This is a genomic window from Bradyrhizobium sp. 22, from assembly GCF_000482425.1.
Taxonomy (GTDB): Bacteria; Pseudomonadota; Alphaproteobacteria; order Rhizobiales; family Xanthobacteraceae; genus Bradyrhizobium; species Bradyrhizobium japonicum_B.
In genome coordinates this window covers 713166-738286 of the sequence record NZ_KI519399.1, presented here as the reverse complement: position 1 = coordinate 738286, position 25121 = coordinate 713166, and the positions used below count along the sequence as shown (strand labels likewise).

Annotated in this window: 19 protein-coding genes; 11 read left to right on the top strand and 8 right to left on the bottom strand. The window is 64.8% G+C overall.

What is annotated here, in order from left to right; genetic code table 11:
• Positions 1-40 precede the first annotated feature (40 nt).
• The 4 genes from K410_RS0104790 to K410_RS0104775 form a co-directional block, all read right to left on the bottom strand.
• Complete coding sequence (locus K410_RS0104790) at positions 41-880, bottom strand: M48 family metallopeptidase (RefSeq protein ID WP_028133777.1); 840 nt, start codon at positions 878-880, stop codon at positions 41-43.
• Between the two features lie 217 nt (positions 881-1097).
• Complete coding sequence (locus K410_RS0104785; protein WP_028133776.1) at positions 1098-2426, bottom strand: polyhydroxyalkanoate depolymerase; 1329 nt, start codon at positions 2424-2426, stop codon at positions 1098-1100.
• Positions 2427-2548: 122 nt separating this feature from the next.
• Positions 2549-3367: an ABC transporter permease gene (locus K410_RS0104780; protein ID WP_028133775.1), complete on the bottom strand. Its 819-nt coding sequence runs from the start codon at positions 3365-3367 to the stop codon at positions 2549-2551.
• Positions 3368-3542: 175 nt separating this feature from the next.
• Positions 3543-4346 (bottom strand): ABC transporter ATP-binding protein, encoded by an 804-nt coding sequence (locus tag K410_RS0104775; RefSeq protein WP_028133774.1) that lies wholly within the window; start codon positions 4344-4346, stop codon positions 3543-3545.
• Positions 4347-4452: 106 nt separating this feature from the next.
• Here K410_RS0104775 and K410_RS0104770 point away from each other — a divergent pair, with 106 nt between their 5' ends.
• From K410_RS0104770 to K410_RS36525, 3 genes are all read left to right on the top strand, one after another.
• Entirely contained in the window at positions 4453-5784 is a 1332-nt protein-coding gene (locus K410_RS0104770) for an ActS/PrrB/RegB family redox-sensitive histidine kinase (protein ID WP_028133773.1), read from the top strand.
• A gap of 194 nt (positions 5785-5978) precedes the next feature.
• Positions 5979-6533: an ActR/PrrA/RegA family redox response regulator transcription factor gene (locus K410_RS0104765; protein ID WP_028133772.1), complete on the top strand. Its 555-nt coding sequence runs from the start codon at positions 5979-5981 to the stop codon at positions 6531-6533.
• A gap of 217 nt (positions 6534-6750) precedes the next feature.
• Positions 6751-7872, top strand: coding sequence for a c-type cytochrome (locus K410_RS36525; RefSeq protein ID WP_245269327.1), 1122 nt, complete (start codon positions 6751-6753; stop codon positions 7870-7872).
• A 77-nt stretch (positions 7873-7949) separates the two neighbouring features.
• Here the strand turns inward: K410_RS36525 and K410_RS0104755 are convergent, their stop codons facing one another.
• Both K410_RS0104755 and K410_RS0104750 read right to left on the bottom strand, forming a co-directional pair.
• Positions 7950-8441: an MmcB family DNA repair protein gene (locus tag K410_RS0104755; protein ID WP_028133771.1), complete on the bottom strand. Its 492-nt coding sequence runs from the start codon at positions 8439-8441 to the stop codon at positions 7950-7952.
• 108 nt (positions 8442-8549) lie between these two features.
• Positions 8550-10148, bottom strand: coding sequence for an alpha-amylase family glycosyl hydrolase (locus tag K410_RS0104750; protein WP_028133770.1), 1599 nt, complete (start codon positions 10146-10148; stop codon positions 8550-8552).
• Between the two features lie 161 nt (positions 10149-10309).
• Here K410_RS0104750 and K410_RS0104745 point away from each other — a divergent pair, with 161 nt between their 5' ends.
• Complete coding sequence (locus K410_RS0104745; protein ID WP_028133769.1) at positions 10310-10978, top strand: MBL fold metallo-hydrolase; 669 nt, start codon at positions 10310-10312, stop codon at positions 10976-10978.
• A 197-nt stretch (positions 10979-11175) separates the two neighbouring features.
• Here K410_RS0104745 and K410_RS0104740 read toward each other — a convergent pair whose 3' ends face one another.
• Positions 11176-12345 carry an extracellular catalytic domain type 1 short-chain-length polyhydroxyalkanoate depolymerase gene (locus tag K410_RS0104740; RefSeq protein WP_028133768.1) on the bottom strand — a complete coding sequence of 390 codons (1170 nt, stop codon included), beginning with the start codon at positions 12343-12345 and terminating at the stop codon, positions 11176-11178.
• A gap of 500 nt (positions 12346-12845) precedes the next feature.
• On the opposite strand from K410_RS0104740, the gene K410_RS0104735 reads away from it, so the two are divergent.
• Together K410_RS0104735 and K410_RS0104730 are read left to right on the top strand one after the other, a co-directional pair.
• Positions 12846-14081: an LLM class flavin-dependent oxidoreductase gene (locus K410_RS0104735; protein WP_028133767.1), complete on the top strand. Its 1236-nt coding sequence runs from the start codon at positions 12846-12848 to the stop codon at positions 14079-14081.
• Positions 14082-14170: 89 nt separating this feature from the next.
• The gene (locus tag K410_RS0104730; protein ID WP_028133766.1) at positions 14171-15547 is read left to right on the top strand and encodes a cytochrome P450; all 1377 of its coding nucleotides are present in this window, start codon (positions 14171-14173) and stop codon (positions 15545-15547) included.
• A 279-nt stretch (positions 15548-15826) separates the two neighbouring features.
• Here the strand turns inward: K410_RS0104730 and K410_RS0104725 are convergent, their stop codons facing one another.
• Positions 15827-16666 (bottom strand): SDR family NAD(P)-dependent oxidoreductase, encoded by an 840-nt coding sequence (locus tag K410_RS0104725; RefSeq protein ID WP_028133765.1) that lies wholly within the window; start codon positions 16664-16666, stop codon positions 15827-15829.
• 179 nt (positions 16667-16845) lie between these two features.
• Here K410_RS0104725 and K410_RS0104715 point away from each other — a divergent pair, with 179 nt between their 5' ends.
• From K410_RS0104715 to K410_RS0104695, 5 genes are all read left to right on the top strand, one after another.
• On the top strand, positions 16846-17811 hold the full coding sequence (locus tag K410_RS0104715; RefSeq protein WP_028133763.1) for a sensor histidine kinase: 966 nt from the start codon (positions 16846-16848) through the stop codon (positions 17809-17811).
• 221 nt (positions 17812-18032) lie between these two features.
• On the top strand, positions 18033-19769 hold the full coding sequence (locus K410_RS0104710) for a putative bifunctional diguanylate cyclase/phosphodiesterase (RefSeq protein ID WP_028133762.1): 1737 nt from the start codon (positions 18033-18035) through the stop codon (positions 19767-19769).
• A gap of 227 nt (positions 19770-19996) precedes the next feature.
• Positions 19997-21436: a sigma-54 interaction domain-containing protein gene (locus K410_RS0104705; RefSeq protein ID WP_028133761.1), complete on the top strand. Its 1440-nt coding sequence runs from the start codon at positions 19997-19999 to the stop codon at positions 21434-21436.
• Between the two features lie 241 nt (positions 21437-21677).
• A complete protein-coding gene (locus tag K410_RS0104700) occupies positions 21678-23714 on the top strand; it encodes an acyl CoA:acetate/3-ketoacid CoA transferase (protein WP_028133760.1) in 2037 nt (678 codons plus the stop codon).
• A 105-nt stretch (positions 23715-23819) separates the two neighbouring features.
• Entirely contained in the window at positions 23820-25004 is a 1185-nt protein-coding gene (locus K410_RS0104695; protein ID WP_028133759.1) for a substrate-binding domain-containing protein, read from the top strand.
• The last annotated feature ends 117 nt before the right edge of the window (positions 25005-25121 follow it).

Below are 25121 nucleotides of genomic sequence, written 5' to 3'. Positions count from 1 at the left end.
GCTGAGTTGGCGCCGTGGGCGTGATCTTCGGGCCGAGGCCCTACTCCTCGACCCCGTAGCGGTGCAGATCGTTGCCGTAGGTGTCGAGCCACTTCTTGGCGCGCTCCATCGACGGGCAGACTTTTCCGCAGACGCGCCAGAAGCGTGCCGAATGGTTCATCTCGACGAGATGGGCGACCTCGTGGGCGGCGAGATAGTCCAGCACGAAAGGCGGCGCGAGGATCAGGCGCCAGGAGAACGACAGCGAGCCGGCCGAGGTGCAGGAGCCCCAGCGGCTGGACTGATCGCGGATCGAGAGGCGCTTGACCCTGACACCGAGCTCGGCGGCATAGGCTTCCGACGAGCGTTGCAGATCCTTGCGCGCTTCGCGCTTGAGGAAGTCGCTGACGCGGCGATCGACATGCTCGAGCCCACCGGCGACGCAAAGGATGCGTTCACCGCTATCGCGCATCTCGGTCCACACCGTGCCGCGCGTGCCGGCGCGATGAACGATGCGATGCGGCGTGCCGCGGAGCGGTATCACCGTGCCCGGCTGGAACGGCGCGGCCTTCGGCAAGCGACCGAGGCGCGCGGCAATCCACGCACCGTGACGCTGCGCGAAGTCCTTCGCTTCGGCGAGCGTGCCGCGCGGCGGGATGGTGAGGATGGCTTCGCGATCGCTCGGATGAATTCTAAGCGTGTAGCGGCGCGCGCGCCTGTGCCGGCGCAATCGGATGGCAAAAAATTGCGATCCGTGGGTGATGACGAGGGTCTTCGGTTCGTGGGGCCGCCGATAAAGGAGTGCGCGAGTGGCCATGTCTGTCAGTCCGGGGGGCAGGAGGGCGCCCGGATTCTGCCATAACCGCCGCCATGGGAAGCGCTCGGCGCAAAAACAAATCATTTGCCCAATATACAGCGGTCAGGCGTCCGGGAGACCCTACAGACTGGGGTTGGAACCGGCTTTTTTCGCCCTCGCTGGATGCATGCGACACCCCCAAGAGGTGAGCGCAGACTCACTCCTATAAAGCTACCTGAATACCGCGAATCTGGCCGAAACTCAGCCTCGCCGAATCCTTCGGCCAAGCCTGGATTCGCGACGGGAAAGCCGAAAACGCGACTTATTCGGCGGCGCGCGCCTGCAATGAGGTCGGATTCGCTGTCGAGACCATGAAATCATGAATCCGCGGCACGATTTCCGACTTGAATCGCGAGCCGTTGAACACGCCGTAATGTCCGACCCCTTTCTGGACGTAATGAACACGGCGATGATCGGGGATCGAGCTGCACAATGTGTGCGTTGCTTCGGTCTGACCGAGACCGGAGATGTCGTCGTTCTCGCCTTCGACCGTCATCAGCGCCACGCGTGTGACCTTGGAGGGATCGATTCGCGTTCCACGATGGGTCATCTCGCCCTTGGGCAGCGAGTGCTTCACGAACACGGTGTCGACGGTCTGGAGGTAATACTCGGCGGAGAGGTCCATCACCGCGAGGTATTCGTCGTAGAACTCGCGATGCTTGTCGGCGAGGTCGCCGTCGCCCTTCACCAGATGGGCGAAGAGCTGCTTGTGGGCATCCATGTGCCGATCGAGATTCATGCTGATGAAGCCGTTGAGCTGCAGGAATCCCGGATAGACGTCGCGCATCATGCCCGGATGCGGGAACGGCACCTTGGTGATGACGTGGTTGCGGAACCAGTCGATGCCGCGTTCCTGCGCGAGGTTGTTCACCGCGGTCGGATTGCGACGGGTGTCGATCGGGCCGCCCATCAGCGTCATCGAGATCGGCACGAAGGGATCGCGCCGCGCTTCCATGATCGAGACCGCCGCAACGACGGGCACGGAAGGCTGGCACACCGCCATGACATGGGTGTTGCCGCCGAGCACATGCAGCATCTCGATGACGTAATCGATGTAATCGTCGAGATCGAAGCGGCCGTCGCTGAGCGGAACCATGCGGGCATCGGCCCAGTCGGTGATGTAGACTTCATGCGCCGGCAGGAAGGCCTCGACCGTTCCGCGCAGCAGCGTCGCGTAGTGACCGGACATCGGCGCCACGATCAGCACGCGCGGCTGCGGGCTGCGCAAGGGCCGTGCGAACTTGCGATCGAAGTACAGCAGCCGGCAGAACGGCTTTTCCCAGACCGAGCGGATCTCGACCGGAACGCGGATGCCGTTGACCTCGGTGTCGTTGAGGCCCCATTCCGGCTTGCCGTAGCGGCGCGTGGTGCGCTCGAACAATTCGCAGGCCGCGGCGACCGATTTGCCGACCTCGGTGCGCGCCCAGGGATTGAGCGGATTCTGAAACAGCAGCTTGGTCGCGTCAGTGACGGCGCGCGCCGGATTGAGAGAGGCGTGCGCCATCTCGTACATCCAGTACATCGGCGTCGTCAGGACCGGACTGCCTTCAGCCGCCAGGGGCGGCGCGCCGCCAAACTCACCAATGGGCATCGCTATATTCCTCTTCGCATCGCAGCATACTGCCGAATGCGTAATATTGCGTCAATGCATGGTTCCGTACATCTACGTAGCCGAAAGCGGGCAAACCAGCCTAAATCCACGAGAAAGTGACGCTATTCGCCGCCCGACAGCAGCGAGCCGTGTTTTTTGGCGCTGCGCAGAAGAGCAAGGAATGCCCCAAAAGAAGCAACCAGAAGCACGGCATTGATGACCAGTGCGTCCAGCATCAGGTCGGCGCGAAAGGTGTTCTCGATCAGCAGCGCGCGCATTCCCTCGAACACGTAGGTCGGCGGCAGTGTCCAGGCGACGTATTGCAGCCAGGTCGGCAGCACGCTGACCGGATAATAGACGCAGGTGAGCGGCAAGATCGCGAACATCAGGGTCCAAACGATGCTCTCGGCGCCAAGGCCGTTTCGCAGCACCAGGCCCGAGACGAAGATGCCGACCGACCAGCTCGTGAAGATCAGGTTGCAGAAGAACGCGATCAGCGGCAGGCCGAGCGCATAGACGTTGAAGTGAAACAGGAACAGCGCCAGCAGCGTCATCGGGATCACCCCGATCGCGAGCCGGATCAGGCTCATGACCATCAGCGAGAGCAGAAATTCGATCGGCTTGAGCGGGCTCATCATGAGGTTGCCGAGATTGCGCGCCCACATCTCTTCCAGAAACGAGATCGAGAAGCCGAGCTGGCCGCGGAACAGGATGTCCCAGAGGATGACGGCGCCGATCAGCGTGCCGCCGGCGCGCGCGAAGAAGTTGGCGTTCTCGGCGATGTAGAGCTGGAGGAAACCCCAGGTGATGACCTGCAGCGCCGGCCAGTACAGCAGCTCGAGCAGCCGCGGCCAGGACGACAGCAGCAGGTACCAATAGCGCAGGATCATCGCGCCGATGCGGTGGATAGAGATGCCGGTGTGGTCGGAGACGTCGGTCATGGCGCTCTCCCGTAGCCGGGATGGAGCGAAGCGCAATCCGGGGCCGCTACCTCCGGAAAGACTGATCCCGGATTGCGCTGCGCTCCATCCGGGCCACGGCAGCCGTTCAGAGATTTGCTGGATTGCTTCGCTGCGCTCGCACTGACGGAAAAAGCGCCCGTGGCCGTGCTCCCCCTCACCGCGCCGCCTCCTTCACCCCGTTCACCCGGCCGCGCGCGACGTCGAGAAATACGTCCTCCAGCGTGGTGCGGTTGTAGCGGGCCATGATCGCCCCGGGTGTGTCGTCGTCCTCGATACGGCCGCGCTTCATGATGATGACGCGGTCGCAGAGCCGCTCGACCTCAAACATGTTGTGCGACGCCAAGAGGATGGTGGCGTTGTTGTCCTTGCGATAGCGCTCCAGATGCGCCCGCACCCAGTCGGCGGTATCGGGGTCGAGCGAGGCGGTCGGCTCGTCCAGCAGCAGGAGCTCGGGCTGGTTGATCAGCGCCTTGGCAAGCGCAACGCGGGTCTTCTGCCCGGCGGACAGCTTGCCGTTGGCGCGATCGATGAAGTCGGTGAGGTCGAGATCGTCGGCGAGCTCCCTGATGCGGCCGGCGAGGTTCTTCACCGCATAAAGCTTGCCGAACACGGTGAGGTTCTGCCGCACCGTGAGCCGCATCGGCATGTCGACATAGGGGCTTTCGAAGTTCATGCGCCCCAGCACCGCGGCGCTCTCCTCGGGCATCCGATGGCCCAGCACCTGGACCCGGCCGGAGGTCGGCAGCACCAGGCCCATGATCATTGCGATGGTGGTGGTCTTGCCGGCGCCGTTGCCGCCCAGAAGCCCGGTGATGCTGCCGCGTGGCAGCGAAAAAGAGATGTCGTCGACGGCGCGGGTCTGCTTGTAGACCTTGACGAGATGATCGACCGCGATCGCCGCGGACGGGCTGCGATCCGCGACAGTCGGCCGGCTTGAAGCCTCGTCATTCTCGGTCATGCTGACCGTTCTTCTGCTATTGCGGCAGGGAGCGCAAGGCTTGTAATCCGGTGGTTCCGCGAGCCCCGCGTTTGTGACTTTGGAAGGCGCCGCCACATTGGCCGACATGACCGAAATTGCCGCTTCGAACTTCCGCCACCCGCAGCGGCATATCCGCCTGGACACGATCCTGCGGCTGCGCTGGCTCGCGGTGCTGGGCCAGCTCGCTGCGATCTTCATCGTGGCGCAGGGGCTGGAATTCGACGTCGAGATCGTCCCCTGCGTCAGCATCATCGCCTTGTCGGCGGCGGTGAACCTGGGACTCCAGACCGCGGTCAACCCGATGCAGCGGCTGGAGCCGGTGCAGGCGGCCGGCCTGCTCGCGCTGAACATCGTGGAACTTGCCGGCTTGTTGTACTTCACCGGCGGCTTGCAGAACCCGTTCTCGTTCCTGTTCCTCGCGCCGGTGCTGATCTCGGCCACGGCGCTGCCGGCGCGCTTCACCTTCGGCCTCGGCCTGCTTGCGGTCGCCTGCGCCTCGGTGCTGTTCTTCTTCCACCTGCCGCTACCATGGGATTCGGACGATCCGCTGGTGCTGCCGCCGATCTATCTGGTCGGCGTCTGGCTCTCCATCGCGCTCGCGATCGGCGTCACCAGCCTGTACTCCTTCCAGGTGACCGAAGAGGCGCGCAAGCTCGCGGACGCGCTGGCCGCGACCGAGCTGGTACTGTCGCGCGAGCAGCATCTGACCCAGCTCGACGGCCTTGCCGCGGCCGCCGCACACGAGCTCGGCACGCCGCTCGCCACGATCTTCCTGATCTCGCGCGAGCTGGAAAAGACGGTGAAGGACGCCAGCATCGCCGCCGACCTGAAGACGCTGCGCGAGCAAACCCAGCGCTGCCGCGACATCCTGAGCAAGATCACCCAGCTCTCCTCCATCGGCGCGCCGTTCGACCGCATGAAGCTGTCGGAGTTGATCGAGGAGGTGGTGGCCCCGCACCGCGATTTCGGCGTCGAGATCAAGGTGCGGATCGCGGTCGCCGTCGTGGCCGAGCCGGTCGGCTCCCGCAATCCGGCGATCCTCTACGGCGTCGGCAACATCGTCGAGAACGCGGTCGATTTCGCTCGCACCACCGTCGAGGTCAACGCGTGGTGGAACAAGGACATCATCGACCTCGTGATCTCCGACGACGGTCCCGGCATTCCCCCTGACATCCTGAACCGCATCGGCGAGCCCTATCTGTCGCGGCGGCGAACCGTGGACGAGGGCGGCGGTGAACGACGCGGCCTCGGATTGGGCGTGTTCATCGCGCGCACATTGCTCGAACGCACCGGCGCCAAGGTCTCGTTTACCAACCGGACCTTTCCGGAACACGGTGCCGTGGTCCAGATCAGTTGGCCGCGACAACGATTTGAGGCTATTGAGGCTATCGAGACCCTCGAAGAAACAATAGGGTAGGGTATGATCCGGAAGCGCCTTCAGTGCGTTTCCGACGCGATCATGCTGAAAGCGGGAATCGCTGGCGCGACGAGCATTCATCGCGCTTGTGGCCGCGACCTTGCGTCGCACAACGGGGCCGATCGACTATCGGCGGCCTTGGCACCGCCCGATAGCAAGGCCATATGTCAATGCGTTGGAGAGAGGACAAAACCTTGAACGCCATCGCCGAACTGAACGAACAGGCCGACCGCTCGCTGCTCATCGTGGAGGACGACAAGCCGTTCCTGGAGCGCCTGTCGCGCGCCATGGAAACGCGCGGCTTCACGGTGACCTCCTGCGATACCGTCTCGGACGGTCTTGCGCAGATCGGCAGGGCTGCGCCCGCATTCGCCGTGGTGGATCTGCGGCTGGGCGACGGCAACGGCCTCGACGTGGTCTCGGCGCTGAAGAAGAAGCGTCCGGATGCGCGCGCGATCGTGCTGACCGGCTACGGCAACATCGCCACCGCCGTTACCGCAGTGAAGATGGGCGCGGTCGATTATCTCTCCAAGCCCGCGGATGCCGACGACGTGGTCGCGGCGCTGCTGTCGACCAATGCGGAGAAATCCGAGCTGCCGGCCAACCCGATGTCGGCGGACCGCGTGCGCTGGGAGCACATCCAGCGCATCTACGAGATGTGCAACCGCAACGTCTCGGAAACGGCGCGCCGGCTCAACATGCACCGCCGCACCCTGCAGCGCATCCTGGCCAAGCGCGCGCCGAGGTAATCCCGACGCTCACTCGGGGAAGCGCAGATCTCCGCCCTTCATGGCCGAGGCGGAGATGCTCGAGGTGGTCAAAGCGTCGTCGCTTTGACCTGGCATGGCCGATTCGTGAGGCCGCGAACGCGGAGTTTGCCCTTCAGGCGGATGAGCTGCCGGACTCCGCAGCTCTCGGCGCGTACGCTCCTGGCCCAACACGCTCAAAGTCGGTCGGCGGCTGAGCGTGCCCGGACCGATATCCCCACGCTATATTGACAAAGCCGGGTGCTGGCGTCGTGCGCTCGCTGAACTCGACGTTAACCTCAGACGGCGGATCATCGCGCCGACCTCACGCGTCGAACATATCGAGAGAACGATGGTTCATCCTACGCCGCTGCTTGCATCGCTTTGCTTCCGGACGCTACGTGCAATTGCCGTCGCTGTCGTCGCCGTAGCCGCACCAGGTGCGGGGCGTGCGCAGCAAGTCTCTCCGCCGGTCTGGACGGTGCCTGAAGTCGGCGCGCTGCCTGATGACGCTCATGGTCGGCTCGTGCGACGCGGGCGCGACCTCGTCACGGCGACCTACGCCCATATCGGGCCGGAGGTGCCGGACCCGGCCAAGCGCTACGCCGGCAACAATCTCGCCTGCAACAACTGTCATCTCGAAGCTGGCACGAAAAAATTCGGCTTGCCGATCTTTGGATTGGTCGAACTCTTCCCGCAATACAGTGCCCGCCTCGGCGCCGAGATCACGATCGAGGATCGTGTGAACTCGTGCATGGCGCGCAGCATGAATGGCCGCGCGCTGCCGCTCGACAGTCCGGAAATGCCTGCCTTCGTGGCTTACATCAAGTTCCTCTCGTCCGGCGTGCCGGCCGGTAAGGCGCTCTCAGGACTCGGCACCGGATCGATGCCTGAGCTCGATCGAGCGGCCGACCCCGTTCGTGGCAAAGCGATCTATGCGCGCGCTTGTCTCTCCTGTCACAACGAGGACGGCTCCGGAATACGCCGCAGCCTGCCGAGCGCCGATCTCGGCTACATGGTGCCGCCGCTCTGGGGCCCTGATAGTTTCAATGACGGTGCCGGCATGGCGCGGCTGATTACCGCGGCGAACTTCTTGCACTTCAACATGCCGCACGGAACGGACTACCTGAATCCGCAGCTCACGGTCGAGCAGGCTTGGGATGTGGCCGCCTATATGATCTCTCAACCGCGTCCGAGAAAGGACGGTCTCGACAAGGATTATCCCGACCTTTCGAAGAAGCCGGTCGACACGCCTTACGGACCATACGCCGACGGATTCGATCAGCAGCAGCACATGTACGGGCCTTTCGGTCCGATCCGAGCGGCGCACGCCAAGAAGTAGCCGCGGCCCATTGCAAATCGGTGCCCTCGCGAATCACGAAGGCTCCGGATCACGCCGGCGCATCGTCCAGCGCGCGCCTATTCCCAGAAATCCGCGTGGCCTTGCGGATCGACCAGCCGGTTGATGCGCAAGGCCGCCGCCATCGCAAAGCGCACCGTCATCTGCTTGCGCGTGGCGGCGGCGAGCTTGTGCTCGGGCGCCTCGCAATGCAGGTGCGCGCCATAGGCGTCGGCGACGATCAGGCCGGTGTCCTGCGGAAAGATCTCGCACGGCAGGTCCTGCGTGAAGGCGAAGAATAGCCGATCACAATGGGCGCGGTATTCGTGCCACTTCTGGTCGGCACGCAGATCCTCCACCGACGATTTGATCTCGACGATCCAGATCTCGCCGCGCTCGTTCAGCGCGACCAGATCGGCACGCCGGCCCGAGGGCAGCGGCAATTCGCTGATGCAGGAGAAGCCGAGCGACCGTAAGAGGCGCGACGTGCCGCGCGCGATCGCGAGCGCCGTCTCGGATTGGCGGCGGTCAGGCGGTGGAACGAGGGAGAGGTTGCGGGCGGTGCTGTCCATAGGCCGGAGGATAGCCGATTCCGCTTGGGGCGGACACTGTTCGGTTGGGGGCGCGCTGTTGCCGCACATTCGGTGTCGTCCCCGCGAACGCGAGACCCGGGACGACAGCTAGGGTGGAGCGACGATCACCCCCTCATTGCCGCGCAGATCCAGCACGCCTTCGATCTGCTCGCCCTCGCGATCCAGGAAGGTCGACAGCAGGATCCTGCTGCCGAAGCGGACTGCGCTGGTCGTCACGGTGACCGGGTCCGCACCGAGATTGAGCGCCACGATCACGGCCTTGCCTTCGGCCTGCCGGCGGTAGATCAGCAGATCGCCTTGCGCGGCGATCGGCTCATAATCGCCCGCGACCAGCGGCGGGCAACTCTGCCGCAGGCCGATCAGGCGCTTGTAGAGATTGAGGATCGAGTGCGCATCGGCTTCGAGATTGGCGACATTGTCACGCACATAATGCTCGGGCAGCGGGAGCCATGGCCGCACGGCGGAGAAGCCGCCGAATTCGGAGGCGTCCCATTGCATCGGCGTCCGGCAGCCGTCGCGGCCGACGCCGATGCCGGGCACGTTCTTCTCGAAGGGATCGCGGACATCCTCCGGCGCGATGGCCACCTGGTGCATGCCGATCTCGTCGCCGTAATAGAGCGTCGGCGTGCCGCGCAGCGTCAGCAGCAACATTGCGGCGACACGCGCCTGCTCCGTGCCGACGCGGCTCGCAACCCGCGGGCGATCGTGATTGCCCAGCACCCAGTTCGGCCAGGCGCCGCGCGGCAGCGCCTTCTCATAGTCCTCGATGATCTTCTCGATCGAGCGCGCGCTCCAGAAGGTCGAGAGCAGCGCGAAGTTGAACGGCATCTGCGCGCCGGTGAGGTCGTTGCCGTAATAGGCCATCAGGCGGTGCAGCGGCAGATAGATCTCGCCGATCAAGACGCGCGCGCCGTAGGCATCCGTGACGCGGCGCATTTCGGCAATGACATCGTGCACCTCCGGCTGGTCGGTCGAATATTGGGTCAGGATCTTCTCGTTGGGCGGCCGGCCCTCGACGTAATGCGGGTTCGGCGGATTGTCGCGAAACTCGGCATCCTTGACGAGGTGCCAGATCACGTCGACGCGAAAACCGTCGACGCCCTTCTCCAGCCAGAACCGCATCACGTCGTAGATCGCGTTGCGGACGTCCGGATTGCGCCAGTTCAGGTCCGGCTGCTGGGCGAGGAAGGCGTGGTAGTAATATTGGCCCGTGGCCTCGTCGAACTGCCACGCGCTGCCGCCGAACTCGGACAGCCAATTGTTCGGCACGCCGCCGTCATGCGCGGGATCGCGCCAGATGTACCAGTCGCGCTTGGGATTGTCGCGCGAGGCGCGGCTCTCGACGAACCAGGGATGCTGGTCCGAGGTGTGGTTCGGCACGAGATCGAGGATCAGCTTCAGGCCGTTGTCGTGGACTGCCGCGATCAGCGCATCGAAATCGGCCATCGTGCCGAACAGCGGCTCGATGCCGGTATAGTCCGAGATGTCGTAGCCGAAATCGGCCATGGGCGACGGAAAGATCGGCGACAGCCAGATCGCGTCGACACCGAGCGATTTGACATAAGGCAGCCGCCGCAAGATGCCGGCGAGATCGCCGACCCCGTCACCGTTCGAATCCTGAAACGAGCGCGGGTAGATCTGATAGAAGATGCCGTCGCGCCACCAGTTCTCGTTGTCGTGAGCCATGCCGGAAGACCACCCAAAATCTGCCTCTCGCGCGGGAGAACGCGACAACGCCGCCCCGGTTCAAATTGGCAGGCCAATTGGGACGGCGGTGTGACTATTGTTCCGCGGTCCGGCACGAATCTTTTGCTTGGCGGCCTGGCAAAAATCGGCATTGTGGCGCCATGACCGAGCAAAACGACACGACAGCCAAGGCCGGCGCGATCATCGTCCCCGTGACGCTGTTCGAGCAGAACTGCACCATCATCTGGGACGAGCCATCCAAGAAGGCCGTGGTGATCGATCCCGGCGGGGACGTCCCGAAGATCCTGGACGCGATCAAGCAGACCGGCGTCACCGTGGAGAAGATCTGGCTGACCCACGGCCATATCGATCATGTCGGCGGCGCAGCCGATTTGCGCGACGCGCTGAAGGTGCCGATCGAGGGTCCGCATGAGGCGGACAAATTCCTGCTCGACAACGTGGTCGAAAGCGGTGCGCGCTTCGGCATGACCGGCGTGCGCGATTTCGCGCCCGACCGATGGCTGAGCGAGGGCGATACCGTGTCGATCGGCGATCTCAACTTCGACATCTTCCACTGCCCCGGCCACTCGCCGGGCAGCGTGGTGTTCTTCAACAAGGAATTACGGTTCGCCCATGTCGGTGACGTCCTGTTCGCGGGCTCGGTCGGGCGCACCGATTTGCCCGGCGGCAGCCACGCGACCCTGATCAATTCGATCATGACAAAGCTGCTGCCACTCGGCGACGACGTCGGCTTCATCTGCGGCCACGGCGCCGGCTCCAGCATCGGCCAGGAGCGGATGACCAATCCGTTCATCACCGGAGAGATGTGAGGGTTGCGGCAAACTCCTCGTCATTCCGGGGCGCGCGACAGCGCGAGCCCGGAATCCATAACCACAGGACAATGTGGTTGCGGGGGACCCGGAGCGACGCTTGCGCATCTCATTTCGTCCTGTGGCTATGGGTCCTCAGATGCGCAATTGCGCATCATAGCTCGCGACTACGTCGCGCCCCGGGACGACCCGCGGGGCTACTTCATCAATCCCGCGGCGGTCAGCGCGCGCGTGATGATCTGGCTGAGATCGAAGCCGCGGGCGCGCTCGCGCTTCGGTTCGGACGGCTGCTCGGCGATCGCAGCGCGGATCGTGCGGGCGAGATGCGGCGCGGGCGACAGCGCGGGCTTGGCTAAGGGCTTGGCGTCCGCAGGCTTGGTGTCCGCGATCCAGGCGGTGAGGCCGAAGAACTTGGCGATGTGGTAGGACGAGGAAATGCCGGCCTCGATCAGGAACGCGCCTTCGACGCCATAGCGCTGATCATTGTCTGCAAGGCCCAGCGGCGTGCCATGCGCCATGTCGGTGATGGCGTAACACTCGACCAGCGTCTCGCCGTCCTTGCCCCACCAGGCCTGCCGCGGATGACCGTCGACGATGGTCTCCGCCATCGGCGCGTCCGGCAGATCGTGCAGATCGAGCCATTGCTTGACGATCTCGTTGGCATTGCCGGGATTGACGGTGCGGTCGGCACTGCCGTGCCACACCGAGATTTTCGGCCAGGGGCCGCGATGATCGGAAGCGTTGCGCACGAGATCGCCGAGCTCGCGCGCCGGACGCACCGGGGAATGAAACATGCCCTCGAGCGCCTCGCGCAGGTTCGAGGCGATGCCATAGGGCAGTCCTGCAATGACCGCGCCGGCCGCGAAGACCTCCGGATAGGTCGCGAGCATCACCGAGGTCATGCCGCCGCCGGCGGACAGGCCGGTGATGAAGACGCGCGCGGGATCGATGCGATGTGCCCCGACCATGTGCGCGATCATTTCGCGGATCGAATGCGCCTCGCCGCTGCCTCGCGCCGTGTCTTCCGGGTTGAACCAGTTGAAGCAGGTATTGCCGTTGTTGATGCGCTGCTGCTCGGGCATCAGAAGTGCGAAGCCATAGTGCTGGGCCAGCGTCGACCAGCCGGCGCCAAGATCGTAAGCCGCCGCAGTCTGCCCGCAACCATGCAGCACGACGACCAGCGCGCGCGGCTTCTGCAATCGCGCCGGCACGAAGGCGAACATGCGCAAGGCGCCGGGATTGCCGCCGAAGCCGGTGACCTCCTGCAACGGACTTGATGTATCCGCGCCGCGACCGAACTCGGCAAAGCGCAGACCGTCCAGCCTCGGCAGACGTCTCAACAGATCAATATTCTTGGCGAGCGACACGGCAACTTCCTGGTGGGCGACGTTCAACGTCCAGCCAAACCAGATAGTTGCTGCATTGCAAAATAAAAAGACCGTGCGCTGTCAATTCACCGGGAATCACGGGAAATGCTGCGGAAATCGGCACGCATTAACCGCATTGGCGCAACTTCATGCCGATGCGCGGCGCAGCCACGCCAGAAATGCGGCGCAAATCATGATTAATGTCACAAACAGTCCGAGCGAGCAGGAACGGGCGACGCATCGACCGCGATGGTGGAAATGGCTCCGTTCACGATCAAGGCAGCGACGCCGAACATGAACCGGGCGGCCGCGACGATTCGCCAATCCAGTTACGGTTCGTGCGCTCGTCATCCTCTCCCCGCAAGCGGTGAGAGCGAGACGAAGCATCTCAACCGCATGCCTGCATTCCGCAACACGGGACATGGCGCGATTGCGTTTGCCCCCTCCGGCACGTAGCCTTGCCGCCTCAACAAACAGAAAATCAAAGCCGGAGAAACGCCATGGCGCGCCTGAAGTTCGGAGCCTTTCTTGCCCCGCATCACCCGATCGGGGAGCATCCGATGCTCCAGTTCCGGCGCGACCTCGACCTCGTCGAGCAGCTCGACGCGCTCGGTTACGACGAGTTCTGGTGCGGCGAGCACCATTCATCCGGCTGGGAGATGATCGCCTCGCCCGAGATGTTCCTGGCCGCGGCCGGCGAGCGCACCAAGCGGATCAAGCTCGGCACCGGCGTGGTGTCGCTACCCTATCATCATCCCTACAACGTCGCCCAGCGCATGGTGCAGCTCGACCACATGACCGGCGGCCGCGCCATCTTCGGCTCCGGCCCGGGCGCGCTCGCCTCCGACGCCCATACGCTCGGCATCGACCCGATGACGCAGCGCGACCGCCAGGACGAGGCCATCGGCATCATCCGCCGCCTCTTCAACGGCGAGCGTGTCACCGCCAAGAGCGACTGGTTCACCATGAACGACGCCGCGCTGCAGATTCTGCCGTTGCAGGAGGAGATGCCGTTCGTCGTGGCCTCGCAGATCTCGCCGTCGGGCATGACGCTGGCCGGCAAATACGGCATCGGCATCATCTCGCTGGGCTCGATGACGACGCAGGGGCTGATGTCGCTGCAGCAGCAATGGCAGTTCGCCGAGGATGCCGCCAAGAAGCACGGCACCAAGGTGAACCGTGCCGACTGGCGCGTGCTGCTGACCTTCCACATCGCCGAGACGCGCGAGCAGGCGCGCAAGGAGGCCGGCGCCGGGCTGATGCGCTGGCACAACGAATATAATGTCGGCACGCTGCAGCGGCCGGGCCTCACCGCGTTCTCCTCGCCCGACGAAGCCGTGGACAAGACCGCCTTCGTCGAGGGCGCGGCCTCCACCATCGGCACGCCCGACGATCTCGTCAAGACCATCAAGAACGTGATGCAGGTGTCGGGCGGCGTCGGCGCCATCATCGGTTTCGTGCACGACTGGGCCAATCCGGAAGCGACGCGCCGGAGCTGGGACATGGTGGCGCGCTACGTCGTGCCGGAGATCAACGGCTATATCGACGGCCTGCGCAGGTCGCAGAAATTCGTGATCGAGAACCGCGCGATCTTCGAGCGCGCGGGCCAGGCGGTGATGGCCAAGATCATGGAGAACGAAAAGGCCGCCGAGGCACTCAAGGTGACCGGCCCGGGCCGTGTCGCCATCCCCGCCGTCAACGCCCCTGATCTGCAGAAGGAGGCGGCGAAGCGGTAGTGTGACGATCTCGTGCGCTAGACGACCGCAGCCCATCGCGGCCGGATCGTGCTATGTTCGCGGAGCTTGGCTTAACCGGAGCAATCGTCATGTCGATGCAGAATGTGGCCGCAGCAGCGCCCGACTACACCGCGCCCAAGCGCAACGCCCTGACGCACATTCCCGGCGACGAAGGCTGGCCGATCATCGGCAAGACCCTCCAGGTGCTGGCCGATCCCAAGGGCCATGTCGAGGCGAATGGCGTCAAATACGGCCCGGTCTACCGTACCCATGTTTTCGGCGAGACCAATGTCGTGCTGCTCGGGCCTGAGGCCAACGAGCTCGTGATGTTCGACCAGCAGAAGCTGTTCTCCTCGACCCATGGCTGGAACAAGGTGCTCGGCCTGCTGTTTCCGCGCGGATTGATGCTGCTCGATTTCGACGAGCATCGGCTGCACCGCAAGACGCTGTCGGTCGCCTTCAAGTCCGGCCCGATGAAATCCTACCTCGCCGATCTCGACCGCGGCATCGCCGCGCGGGTCGCGCAGTGGAAGGCCAAGCCCGGCGAGATGCAGCTCTACCCGGCGATGAAGCAGCTCACGCTCGATCTCGCCGCAACCTCGTTCCTCGGCGCCGACATCGGACCGGAGGTCGACGAGATCAACCGCGCCTTCGTCGACATGGTCGCCGCCGCCGTCGCCCCGGTCCGCCGCCCCCTGCCCGGCACGCAGATGGCGCGCGGCGTCAAGGGGCGCAAGCGCATCGTCGCCTATTTCCGCGAGCAGATTCCGCTGCGACGCGGCAATCACGGCGGCGACGATCTGTTCTCGCAGCTCTGCCGCGCCACCCACGAGGACGGCGCGCTGCTGACGGAGCAGGACATCATCGACCATATGAGCTTCCTGATGATGGCGGCGCACGACACGCTGACCTCGTCGCTGACCTCCTTCGTCGGCGAGCTCGCCGCCAACCCGGACTGGCAGGACAGGCTGCGCGCGGAAGTTCTCGCGCTCGGGCTGGCGCCGGGTGCGCCCAGCAATTTCGACGACCTCGAGAAGATGCCGCTGTCGGAGATGGCGTTCAAGGAAGCACTGCGGATCAAGCCGCCGGTGCCCTCGATGCCGCGCCGGGCGATGCGCGATTTCACCTTCAAGGGTTTTACGATCCCCGCCGGCACTGCGGTCGGCGTCAATCCGCTCTATACCCACCACATGAAGGAGATCTGGCCGGAGCCGGACCGATTCGATCCCATGCGCTTCACCGAGGAGGCCCAGCGCGGACGCCACCGCTTCGCATGGGTCCCGTTCGGCGGCGGCGCGCATATGTGCCTCGGCCTGCACTTCGCCTACATGCAGGCGAAATGCTTCGCGCGGCACTTTTTGCAGAACATCGAGGTGTCGCTGGAAGAGGGCTACAAGCCGGACTGGCAGATGTGGCCGATCCCGAAGCCGCGCGACGGCTTGCGGGTGCGGGTGAAGGCGATCTAGCGGCCACTCTCGTGTCCCGGACGCGCGCAGCGCGAGCCGGGCCCCAGAATCTTGCAACGCTTCAGCTTGGAGAGATGGGCCCCGGCTCTGCAGCGCATCGCTGAAGGAGCGCTGCGCTGCGTCCGGGGCACGAGGTCTCGTAGCGTGGGCAAAGGCGCGGAGCGCCGTGCCCACGTTTCGTCGCGATAGGAATTCGTGGGCACGCTTCCGCCTTCGCTCTGCGAGCTACGGCGGACAAGTCGCTTTGCCCACCCCACGGCACCACCGGTGGGGCGACCGCTACGCCCCCTGATCGAACGCCTTGCGCAAGGCCACATAGCCCTGCTGCTGCTGGCTCCAGTTGCGGCCGCCGGTCATGGCGCCGTCGACGACGAGATCGTGGCCGTTGATGAAGCTGGATTCGTCGCTGGCCAGGAACACCGCCGCATGGGCGATGTCGTCAGGGAGGCCGGCGCGCGGGATCGGCTGCGCGGTCTTGTAGACCTCGCGCATCACGGCCGGGGTCTTCTCTGCGGCATCGGTCGAGAGCCCCAGCGCCTTGCCGAAGATGCCGGTCGCGATCGCGCCGGGCGAGATCGAGTTGACGCGCACGTTGGCTTCGCCAAGCTCCATCGCCACGCATTTGGTGAGATGGATCACCGCGGCCTTGGCCGCGCTATAGACCATCGACGACGAGAAGCCGGCGAGGCGGCCGGCGATGCTGCCGTTGTTGATGATGCTGCCTGCCCCCTGCTTCTTCATGACGGGCGCGGCGTGCTTCATGCCGAGCATGACGCTGCGCACCAGCGTCGCCATGGCCGCGTCGAACCGCTCGGCCTCGAGGCCCTCGATGCCGCCGGTCTGCGCCGGCCCGCCGGCATTGTTGAACAGGCAGTCGATCCGGCCGAACTTGTCCAGCGCGAGCGCGATCAGAGCCTGCATCTGCGCCTCGACCGTGACGTCGGTCTGGCGGAAGATGCAGTTGGCCCCGAGCTGCTGTGCCAGCGCCTCGCCTTCCGGTACACGCCGGCCCGCGATCACAATTTTGGCACCTTCGGCAATGAAGACTTCCGCAGTGCGCAATCCGATCCCGCTCGTCGCTCCCGTAATCACCGCAACCTTGCCGTCCAACCTGCCCATGGAATGTTCCTGTTTTCAAACGATTTGATGCCAAACGGCGAAGCCTGGCCGCTGCCGTGGCCGGAGCTGCCACTATTCCTGCCCGCTTCCGCCGAGGCAAGCTATGCTTGCGCGCACGGCATGCGTAGCATCCTGGTGAGCCGCGCGTCTTTCGAATGCCGATCGCAACTGGGCCGCGCATGGGGAAGCTGATCGACGAGTTCCGCAAAGGCTGGCAGGGCACGGCGCCGCCCTCGCTCAGTCTCAGCACCTCTTTTGCCGTCCTCTGCCTGTTGGCCGCGACCCTGGTGCGCTGGGGACTCGCCCATGTGCGTCCCGACGTCTACTTCACGCCCTACTTTCCGGCCGTGTTCTTTGCCGCCGCATTCGGAGGCTTCCGGATCGGGATCGTGACCGCGCTGGTCGGCGGCGTGCTGGGCGTGGTCGTCAATTTCGGCGATGCCTTTGCCGATCGTGCACGGTTTGCCCTGCTCGCACTCTATTGGGCGGTCTGCGCGCTCACCATCTGGGGCGTCGAGCACTATCGCACCATGCTGGCGGAGCAGCGCCGGATCTCCAAGCGCCTGATCGAGGAAGAAGAGTATCGCAAGCTGCTGGTCGACGAGCTCCAGCACCGTTTGAAGAACAAGCTGTCGACGGTTCACGCCGTGCTGCACCAGGTGCTGCATGACCAGCCGCAGGTCTGGGGCCGGGTCGATCCGCGGCTGCGCTCGCTGGCTGCGACCGACGATCTGATCTCGCGGATCGACAAGTCCGGCTGCGACATCCGCGACCTCCTGATCTCGGAGCTCGGGCCTTACGGCCATGTCCGCTTCACCCTCAATGGCGAGCGACTGTTCCTGCCGCCGCGGCTCGCGGTCACGCTGTCCTTGATGTTTCACGAGCTCGCCACCAATGCCGGCAAATATGGTGCGTTCTCCGCACCGCGCGGCCTGTTGCAGGTGTCGTGGACCGTCAGCGACGACCGCCTGACCATCACCTGGGACGAAACCGAGGGGCCGAGCGTGGACAAGGTCTCCGAGCCCGGCTTCGGCACCAAGCTGCTGAAATCGGCCCTGTCGGCCTTCGACGGCAGGACCGAGATCTCTTACCTGAAGACCGGGCTGCATTGCATCATGCAGTGCCGAATTCCGCAAAGCGAATAGCAGCGCGCGCCAAGCGAAAGCGCATCCGCGCCCTTCGCCTGTGCTTTCGCAGGCGCCGTTGACGCTCTGTTAATGACGATCGCCAGCGCACCCCGCAACGCCGCACGTTTCCGCCAAAACAGACCCGTATTTCTCCGGACCCCTTAACCAAACTTAAGAGGGAACCGCGCAAGATCGCGGCCATTGCAAAGCGCGCTGAAACAACAAGATTCATGACATCTATGAACGACAACGAATATTCCGGCGCGACTGAAGCCGAGCTCGGTTTTCTCAAGGAAATCGTTAGAATGCTGCCGGCCGGCCTGACCGTTCAGGATGCGCATGGCGAGCTGCTGCTGGTCAACGACGCCGCGGCCGCGCAGCTCGGCATCGACGGCAGCCGTCCTTCACCCGACCTGGCACCGCGCCGCGAGGCCTGTCGCCGCGCCCTGAACGCCGGCCAGGCCGTCGTCATGGAGGAAGCGCTGCACGGCGGCGCCGCACGCCAGGTGCTGCTCACGACCCATCGTCCGGTTCGGCTCGCCGGACGCGAGCTCCTGATCTCGGCATCCTCCGACATCACCGAGCAGAAGAATTTCGAGGACCAGCTGTTCCGCTCGGCCTATTTCGACGAGCTGACCGGATTGCCCTCGCGGCGCGTGATCGAACATCGCGCCAACAGCCTGCTTGCTGAGAACGGCGGCGGCGGGCGTTTCGCGCTCGCCTTCCTCGACGTCGACAATTTCAAGCACATCAACGACTATTACGGCCACGCCGTCGGCGACGCGCTGCTGGTCGAATTGTCGAAGCGGCTCGGACGGGACCTGCGCGATTCCGACATGCTGTCGCGCATCTCCGGCGACGAATTCCTGCTGCTGCTGTCGCCGATCCAGAGCGTGGAGGAAGTGGCCGAATTCATACAATCGACGCTGGAGCGGCTGACGGCGCCGTTCTTCATCGACAATTCGGAAGTCTTCGCCTCCACCTCCGTCGGCATCAGCCTCTATCCCGATCACGGAAACAGCTTCGAGGCGCTGCGCCAGAACGCCGACATCGCGATGTACCGCGTCAAGAACGACGGCAAGGGATCGGCGGCCTTCTTCGACTCCAGCATGGAGCGCGAGGCATTGGCACGGATGAAGATCGAGCAATCGCTGCGACTGGCCATCCTCGAGAAGCGCTTCTGCTGCGCTTTCCAGTCCAAGGTCGACATCCGCACGCAGGCCGTGAAGGGCATCGAGGCCCTGGTACGCCTGCGCGACGACGAGGGCGTGATCCAGGCGCCCGGCTCGTTCATCAATCTCGCCGGCGAGCTCGGCCTGATCGACGAGCTGACCCACCTCGTGCTCGCCGAGATCGTCAAGTCGATCGACGCGATCAACGCCACGTTCGGCGCCGACGCGACCATCAGCATCAACGTCGCCGCCAAGCAGGCCGGCAACCCCGAGTTCATGCGCAGCTTTGCGCGGGCGCTGGAGGAGACCGGCTTCCCGCAGCGCTTCATGATCGAGGTGACGGAAGACGCCTTCGTCGCCAAGAATCATTTCCAGGCCGAGGTCCTGCCGATGTTCCGCAAGCTCGGCGTCGGCATCTCGATCGACGATTTCGGCACCGGCTATTCCTCGCTTTCGGCGCTCGCCGACATCACCGCGGACGAGATCAAGATCGACCGCTCCTTCATCACCGACATTCACAAGCGCCCGCGCAGCCAGGGCATCCTGCGCGCGATCGAATCCTTGAGCGAAGCGCTCGGCATGACCGTGATCGCCGAGGGCCTCGAATCCTACGAGGAGCTCGCCTATCTCCAAGCCGCGACCAAGATCCGCTACGCGCAGGGCTATTACTTCTCGCGGCCGATCTTCCTCGAGGAGCTGAAGCTCGCAACCCCGCTCTCCAGCGAGGCGCGGGCCAACGTCGCGAGCCGCCCGATGCAGCAGAACCGCCAGGGCTATTCGCGGGCGAGCGGGTATCGGCGGTAGGGGCGCAAGCGCCGCTCCAATCTCGGTGTCGTCGCCCGGCTTGACCGGGCGACCCAGTATTCCAGAGACAGTCGTTGTTGAATCGATAGGCCACGGCGTACTGGATGCCCCGGTCAAGCCGGGGCATGACAGCGGCGGGTGTGGCCCGCACCTCAACCCCACCATTTCCCCCTTTGAAATCACTGGCCTTTTGCTAATACACAGGCGGACTTCCCGTGGGATTTGTCATGTCCGCTTCCGGCTCGATCCGCGACCCTGCCTATCTCCGTGCGCGCGCGATGGAGACGCTGTTCGAACGGCTGGAAAAGCTTTGCGAGGGCGCCATCGCGATCGACCGCGACGGGCGCGTCGTCTACGTCAATGAAAAATATCTCGCAGCGCTCGGCCTCGGGCGCACCAGCGAGGCGATCGGCCGGCCGATCGAGGAGGTCATCCCCAACAGCCTGATGCGGAAGGTGGCCGAGACCGGGGAGCCGATCCTGCTCGACATCATGGAGCTCGGCGGCGAGCAGCTGGTCGTCACGCGAATGCCGATCGAGGACGAGAACGGGGCGGTGATCGGCGCGATCGGCTTCGTGCTCTATGACCACCTCGAAAGCCTGAAGCCGCTGCTCGCCCGCGTCGCCCAGCTCGAAAGCGATCTGCGCCTGGCGCGCCGGCAATTGTCGAACGCGCGCGCGGCGCGCTTCACCTTCGCCGACTTCGTCGGCACCACGGCCGGGATCGCGCAGGCCAAGGCGCTGGCAGGCCGCGCCGCGCGGCAGAGCGTCACCGTGCTCCTCACCGGCGAGACCGGAACGGGCAAGGAGATGCTGGCCCAGGCGATCCACAATGCCTCCTCGCGCGCAGACAAGCCGTTCGTCAGCGTCAATGTCGCCGCGATCCCGGAGACGCTGATCGAATCGGAATTCTTCGGCACCGCGCCGGGCGCCTATACCGGCGCCGATCGCAGGGGACGCGAAGGCAAGTTCCGGGTTGCCGACGGCGGCACGCTGTTCCTCGACGAGATCGGCGAGATGCCGCTGCAATTGCAGGCCAAGCTGCTGCGCGTGCTGCAGGAGCGCGAGATCGAGCCGCTCGGCTCGGACAAGATCTCCAGGATCGACGTGCGCGTGGTCGCGGCCACCAATGTGGATTTGCGCAAGCGCGTCAGCGACGGTGCGTTCCGACCCGATCTGTATTATCGGCTCAACGTGCTCTCGATCGACCTGCCGCCGCTGCGCCAATGCCTCGACGATCTCCCTGATATCTGCGCCAGGCTGCTCGAGGACATCAGCGCCTCCGGCGACTACGTCAAGGCGAAGATCACGCCGAGCGCGCTCGCCGCACTCGCACGCTACGACTGGCCCGGCAACGTCCGCGAGCTCCGCAACATCCTGGAGCGCGCGCTGATCCTCAGCGATTCCGGCCGGCTGACCGGCGAGGACGTCGCGCGCATTCTTCCCCTGGGCACCGAGGTCAGGCACGCGCCATCCGAGCGACCGGCCGGCCTCGTCGTGCCCTATGCCGAAGCCGAGGCGGAGTTCGAGAAGCACACGCTCGAACAGGCGCTCGCCGCCAGCAACGGCCAGATCTCCGAGGCCGCCAGGATGCTGCGGATCTCGCGCGCGACCTTCTACAAGAAGCTCGCCAAGTTCGGCCTCGCCTCGGGGCAGGCCTCCGTCTGAGTTTCGAGACACGGACCTGTCCGGAGTCTCGGATTCCTGACACGGTGCCCGGCTACTCTTTCGGCTCCAACCATCCCGCAATTGCCTGGATTCGACAGCCTTTCGCAGGCCAAAGGGATCTGGCGCAAACCTTGCTCGTTGCTGCCCGCTCTCACGGGAGCACGCTGTTCCAGGGCCGGTCCCTGCGCTAGAATCAACACAAACAATATCGGCATACGGTCGAAGGATCGGGAGGACCACCGTGAGCCATCATCCAGCTCTGCCCTATTTGCGCAATTCCGAGAAAGGCAAAGTCGTCACGGCGGCCGAAGCGGTCATGCTGATCCGCGACGGCGACACGGTGGCGACCGGCGGCTTCGTCGGCATCGGCTTTGCCGAGGAGATCGCGATCGCGCTGGAGGAGCTCTACCTCGCCAACGAGGGCGATGCGCCCTATACGCAAGGCAAGCCGCGCAATCTGACGCTGGTCTATGCGGCGGGCCAGGGCGACGGCAAGCTGCGCGGCCTCAACCATTTCGCGCATGAGGGCCTGGTCCGGCGCGTGATCGGGGGACATTGGGGCCTTGCGCCGAAATTGCAGCAGCTCGCGGTCGCGGGCCAGATCGAGGCCTACAACCTGCCGCAGGGCGTCATCACGCATCTGTTCCGCGACATCGCCGCGCACCGGCCCGGCCACATCACCCGCGTCGGCATGGGCACGTTCGTCGACCCCCGGCAGGGCGGCGGCAAGCTGAACGCGCGCACCACCGAGGATCTGGTGGAGCTGATCACGCTGCGCGGCGAGGAATGCCTGCTCTACAAGACCTTTCCGATCAACGTCGGCATCATCCGCGCCACCACCGGCGATCCCGACGGCAACCTCACGATGGAGAAGGAGGCGCTGACGCTGGAAGCGCTCGCCATTGCCATGGCGGCGCATAATTCCGGCGGCATCGTCATTGCCCAGGTCGAGCGGGTGGCGGAGGCCGGCAGCCTCAATCCGCGCCAGGTCAAGATCCCCGGGATCCTGGTCGACTGCGTCGTGGTGGCAAGGCCGGAGAATCACTGGCAGACCTTCGGCACCCAGTACAATCCGGCGTTCTCGAGCGAGATCCGCGTCCGTGCCGCCTCGCTGCCGGTGATGCCGGTCAGCGAGCGCAAGATCATCGCGCGGCGCGCGGCGCTGGAGCTCAAGGCCAACAGCGTCGTCAATCTCGGCATCGGCATGCCCGAGGGGATCGCCTCGATCGCCAACGAGGAGCGGATCATCGACCTCATCACGCTGACGGCGGAGCCCGGCGTGATCGGCGGCATCCCGGCAAGCGGCATCGATTTCGGCGCGGCGATCAACACGCAGGCCGTGATCGACCAGCCCTATCAGTTCGACTTCTACGACGGCGGCGGGCTCGATGCCGCCTTCCTCGGGCTCGCCCAGGTCGATCGCGCCGGCAACCTCAACGTCAGCAAGTTCGGGCCGAAGCTCGCGGGCGCCGGCGGCTTCATCAACATCAGCCAGAACGCCAAGGAGGTCATCTTCGTCGGCACCTTCGGCGCGGGCAAGCAACGCATTGGGGTGGAGGGCGGGAAGCTCGTCATCGTCGACGAGGCCAAGTCGCGCAAATTCGTAGGCAATGTCGAGCATGTCACCTTCAGCGGCCCGTTCGCCGCAGCCCGCAAGCAGCGCACGCTGTATGTCACCGAGCGCTGCGTGTTCGAGCTCAGGCCCGACGGCCTCGAGCTCACCGAGGTCGCGCCCGGCATCGACGTCGAGCGCGACATCCTGCGCCTGATGGATTTCAAGCCGCTGATCCCGCGCGACCCCGCGCTGATGGACGAGCGCATCTTCCGCGAGGGCATGATGGACCTGCGCGAGCGCCTGCTCACCATTCCGCTCGACCAGCGCTTCACGCTGGACGAGCAGCAAAACCTCTTCTTCGTCAATCTGGAGCGCTATCCGCTGCGCAGCAGAGCCGAGATCGACACCATCGCTGCGCTCGTCGAGGCGCGGCTCGCGCCGCTCGGCCGCCGGGTCTACGCCATCGTCAATTATGACAATTTTTCCATCCTGCCGGAGCTGATGGACGATTATTCGGCCATGGTGCGCCGCCTCGTCGACCGCTTCTATTCAGGCGTGTCGCGCTACACCACGTCCGGCTTCCTGCGCATCAAGCTCGGCGAAGCCCTGGAGAAGCGCGGCGTCGCGCCGCATATTTTCGAAAGCGCGGAAGAAGCGCAGTCCGACTGGCGCCACGTCGAAGGCGCCGGCACCGCGCGCGCCGTGCAGCAGGCCCAGACATGATGCAGGCTCGCGCGGCTGATCCGCGTCGCCGGAAGGTTCGATTGCAATGTTCGTAGCGTTGTGCAAATCGCTGTTGCCAGAAGCTTTACATCAGGAGGAACCATCGTGCGTCGATCACTCATCTTAACAACAACCATTCTCGCGCTCGCCGCGGGCACCGCCGCACGGGCCGACGATCTCAAGATCGGACTGATCTACGGCAAGACCGGCCCGCTCGAGGCCTATGCCAAGCAGACCGAAACCGGCCTGAAGATGGGTTTCGAATACGCCACCAAGGGCAGCATGACGCTCGACGGCCGCAAGATCGTCATCATCACCAAGGACGACCAGGGCAAGCCGGACCTTGCCAAGGCCGCGCTCGCCGAAGCCTACCAGGACGACAAGGTCGATATCGCGATCGGCACGACTTCGTCCGCCGCCGCGCTCGCCATTCTCCCAGTCGCCGAAGAGAACAAGAAGATCCTGATCGTCGAGCCCGCGGTCGCGGACCAGATTACCGGCGAGAAGTGGAATCGCTACATCTTCCGCACCGGACGCAACTCCTCGCAGGACGCGATCTCCAACGCGGTCGCGATCGGCAAGCAGGGCGTCACCGTCGCAACGCTGGCGCAGGACTACGCGTTCGGCCGTGACGGCGTCGCCGCCTTCAAGGACGCGCTGGCCAAGACCGGCGCCACGCTTGCCGCCGAAGAATATGCGCCGACCTCGACCACCGACTTCACCGCGGTCGGCCAGCGCCTGTTCGACGCGCTGAAGGACAAGCCGGGCCGCAAGGTGATCTGGGTGATCTGGGCCGGCGCCGGCAATCCACTGGCCAAGCTGCAGGACATGGACCCGAAGCGCTACGGCATCGAGCTCTCCACCGGCGGCAACATCCTGCCGGCGCTCGCGGCCTATAAGGGCCTGCCCGGCATGGAAGGCGCGACCTATTATTTCTACGACATCCCGAAGAATCCGGTGAACGACTGGCTGGTCGCCGAGCACCAGAAGCGCTTCAACGCGCCGCCGGACTTCTTCACCGCCGGCGGCTTCGCCGCCGCGATGTCCGTCGTCGCCGCCGTCACCAAGGCGAAGTCGACCGATACCGAGAAGCTGATCACGGCGATGGAGGGCCTCGAGTTCGACACGCCGAAGGGCAAGATGGTGTTCCGGAAGGAAGACCATCAGGCGCTGCAGAGCATGTATCACTTCAAGGTCAAGGTCGATCCGAACGTCGCCTGGGCCGTGCTCGAGCCGGTGCGCGAGCTGAAGATCGAGGACATGCAAGTTCCGGTCAAGAACAAGCGCTGAGGTCTTGCTTCACCTCTCCCGCTTGCGGGAGAGGCCGGGAGAGGGTTTCTCCTCTTGGGGATTATCCCATGCGGAAGCACCCTCTCCCCAGCCCTCCCCCGCAAGCGGGGGAGGGAG

Coding starts and splice junctions, on each gene's coding strand:
- K410_RS0104770 (WP_028133773.1), top strand. CDS start 4,453: ATGACCGAAATTGCCGCTTCGAACTTCCGCCACCCGCAGCGGCATATC.
- K410_RS0104730 (WP_028133766.1), top strand. CDS start 14,171: ATGTCGATGCAGAATGTGGCCGCAGCAGCGCCCGACTACACCGCGCCC.
- K410_RS0104785 (WP_028133776.1), bottom strand. CDS start 2,426: ATGCCCATTGGTGAGTTTGGCGGCGCGCCGCCCCTGGCGGCTGAAGGC.
- K410_RS0104750 (WP_028133770.1), bottom strand. CDS start 10,148: ATGGCTCACGACAACGAGAACTGGTGGCGCGACGGCATCTTCTATCAG.
- K410_RS0104745 (WP_028133769.1), top strand. CDS start 10,310: ATGACCGAGCAAAACGACACGACAGCCAAGGCCGGCGCGATCATCGTC.
- K410_RS0104790 (WP_028133777.1), bottom strand. CDS start 880: ATGATTTGTTTTTGCGCCGAGCGCTTCCCATGGCGGCGGTTATGGCAG.
- K410_RS0104735 (WP_028133767.1), top strand. CDS start 12,846: ATGGCGCGCCTGAAGTTCGGAGCCTTTCTTGCCCCGCATCACCCGATC.
- K410_RS0104755 (WP_028133771.1), bottom strand. CDS start 8,441: ATGGACAGCACCGCCCGCAACCTCTCCCTCGTTCCACCGCCTGACCGC.
- K410_RS0104725 (WP_028133765.1), bottom strand. CDS start 16,666: ATGGGCAGGTTGGACGGCAAGGTTGCGGTGATTACGGGAGCGACGAGC.
- K410_RS0104775 (WP_028133774.1), bottom strand. CDS start 4,346: ATGACCGAGAATGACGAGGCTTCAAGCCGGCCGACTGTCGCGGATCGC.
- K410_RS0104710 (WP_028133762.1), top strand. CDS start 18,033: ATGAACGACAACGAATATTCCGGCGCGACTGAAGCCGAGCTCGGTTTT.
- K410_RS0104705 (WP_028133761.1), top strand. CDS start 19,997: ATGTCCGCTTCCGGCTCGATCCGCGACCCTGCCTATCTCCGTGCGCGC.
- K410_RS0104780 (WP_028133775.1), bottom strand. CDS start 3,367: ATGACCGACGTCTCCGACCACACCGGCATCTCTATCCACCGCATCGGC.
- K410_RS0104715 (WP_028133763.1), top strand. CDS start 16,846: ATGGGGAAGCTGATCGACGAGTTCCGCAAAGGCTGGCAGGGCACGGCG.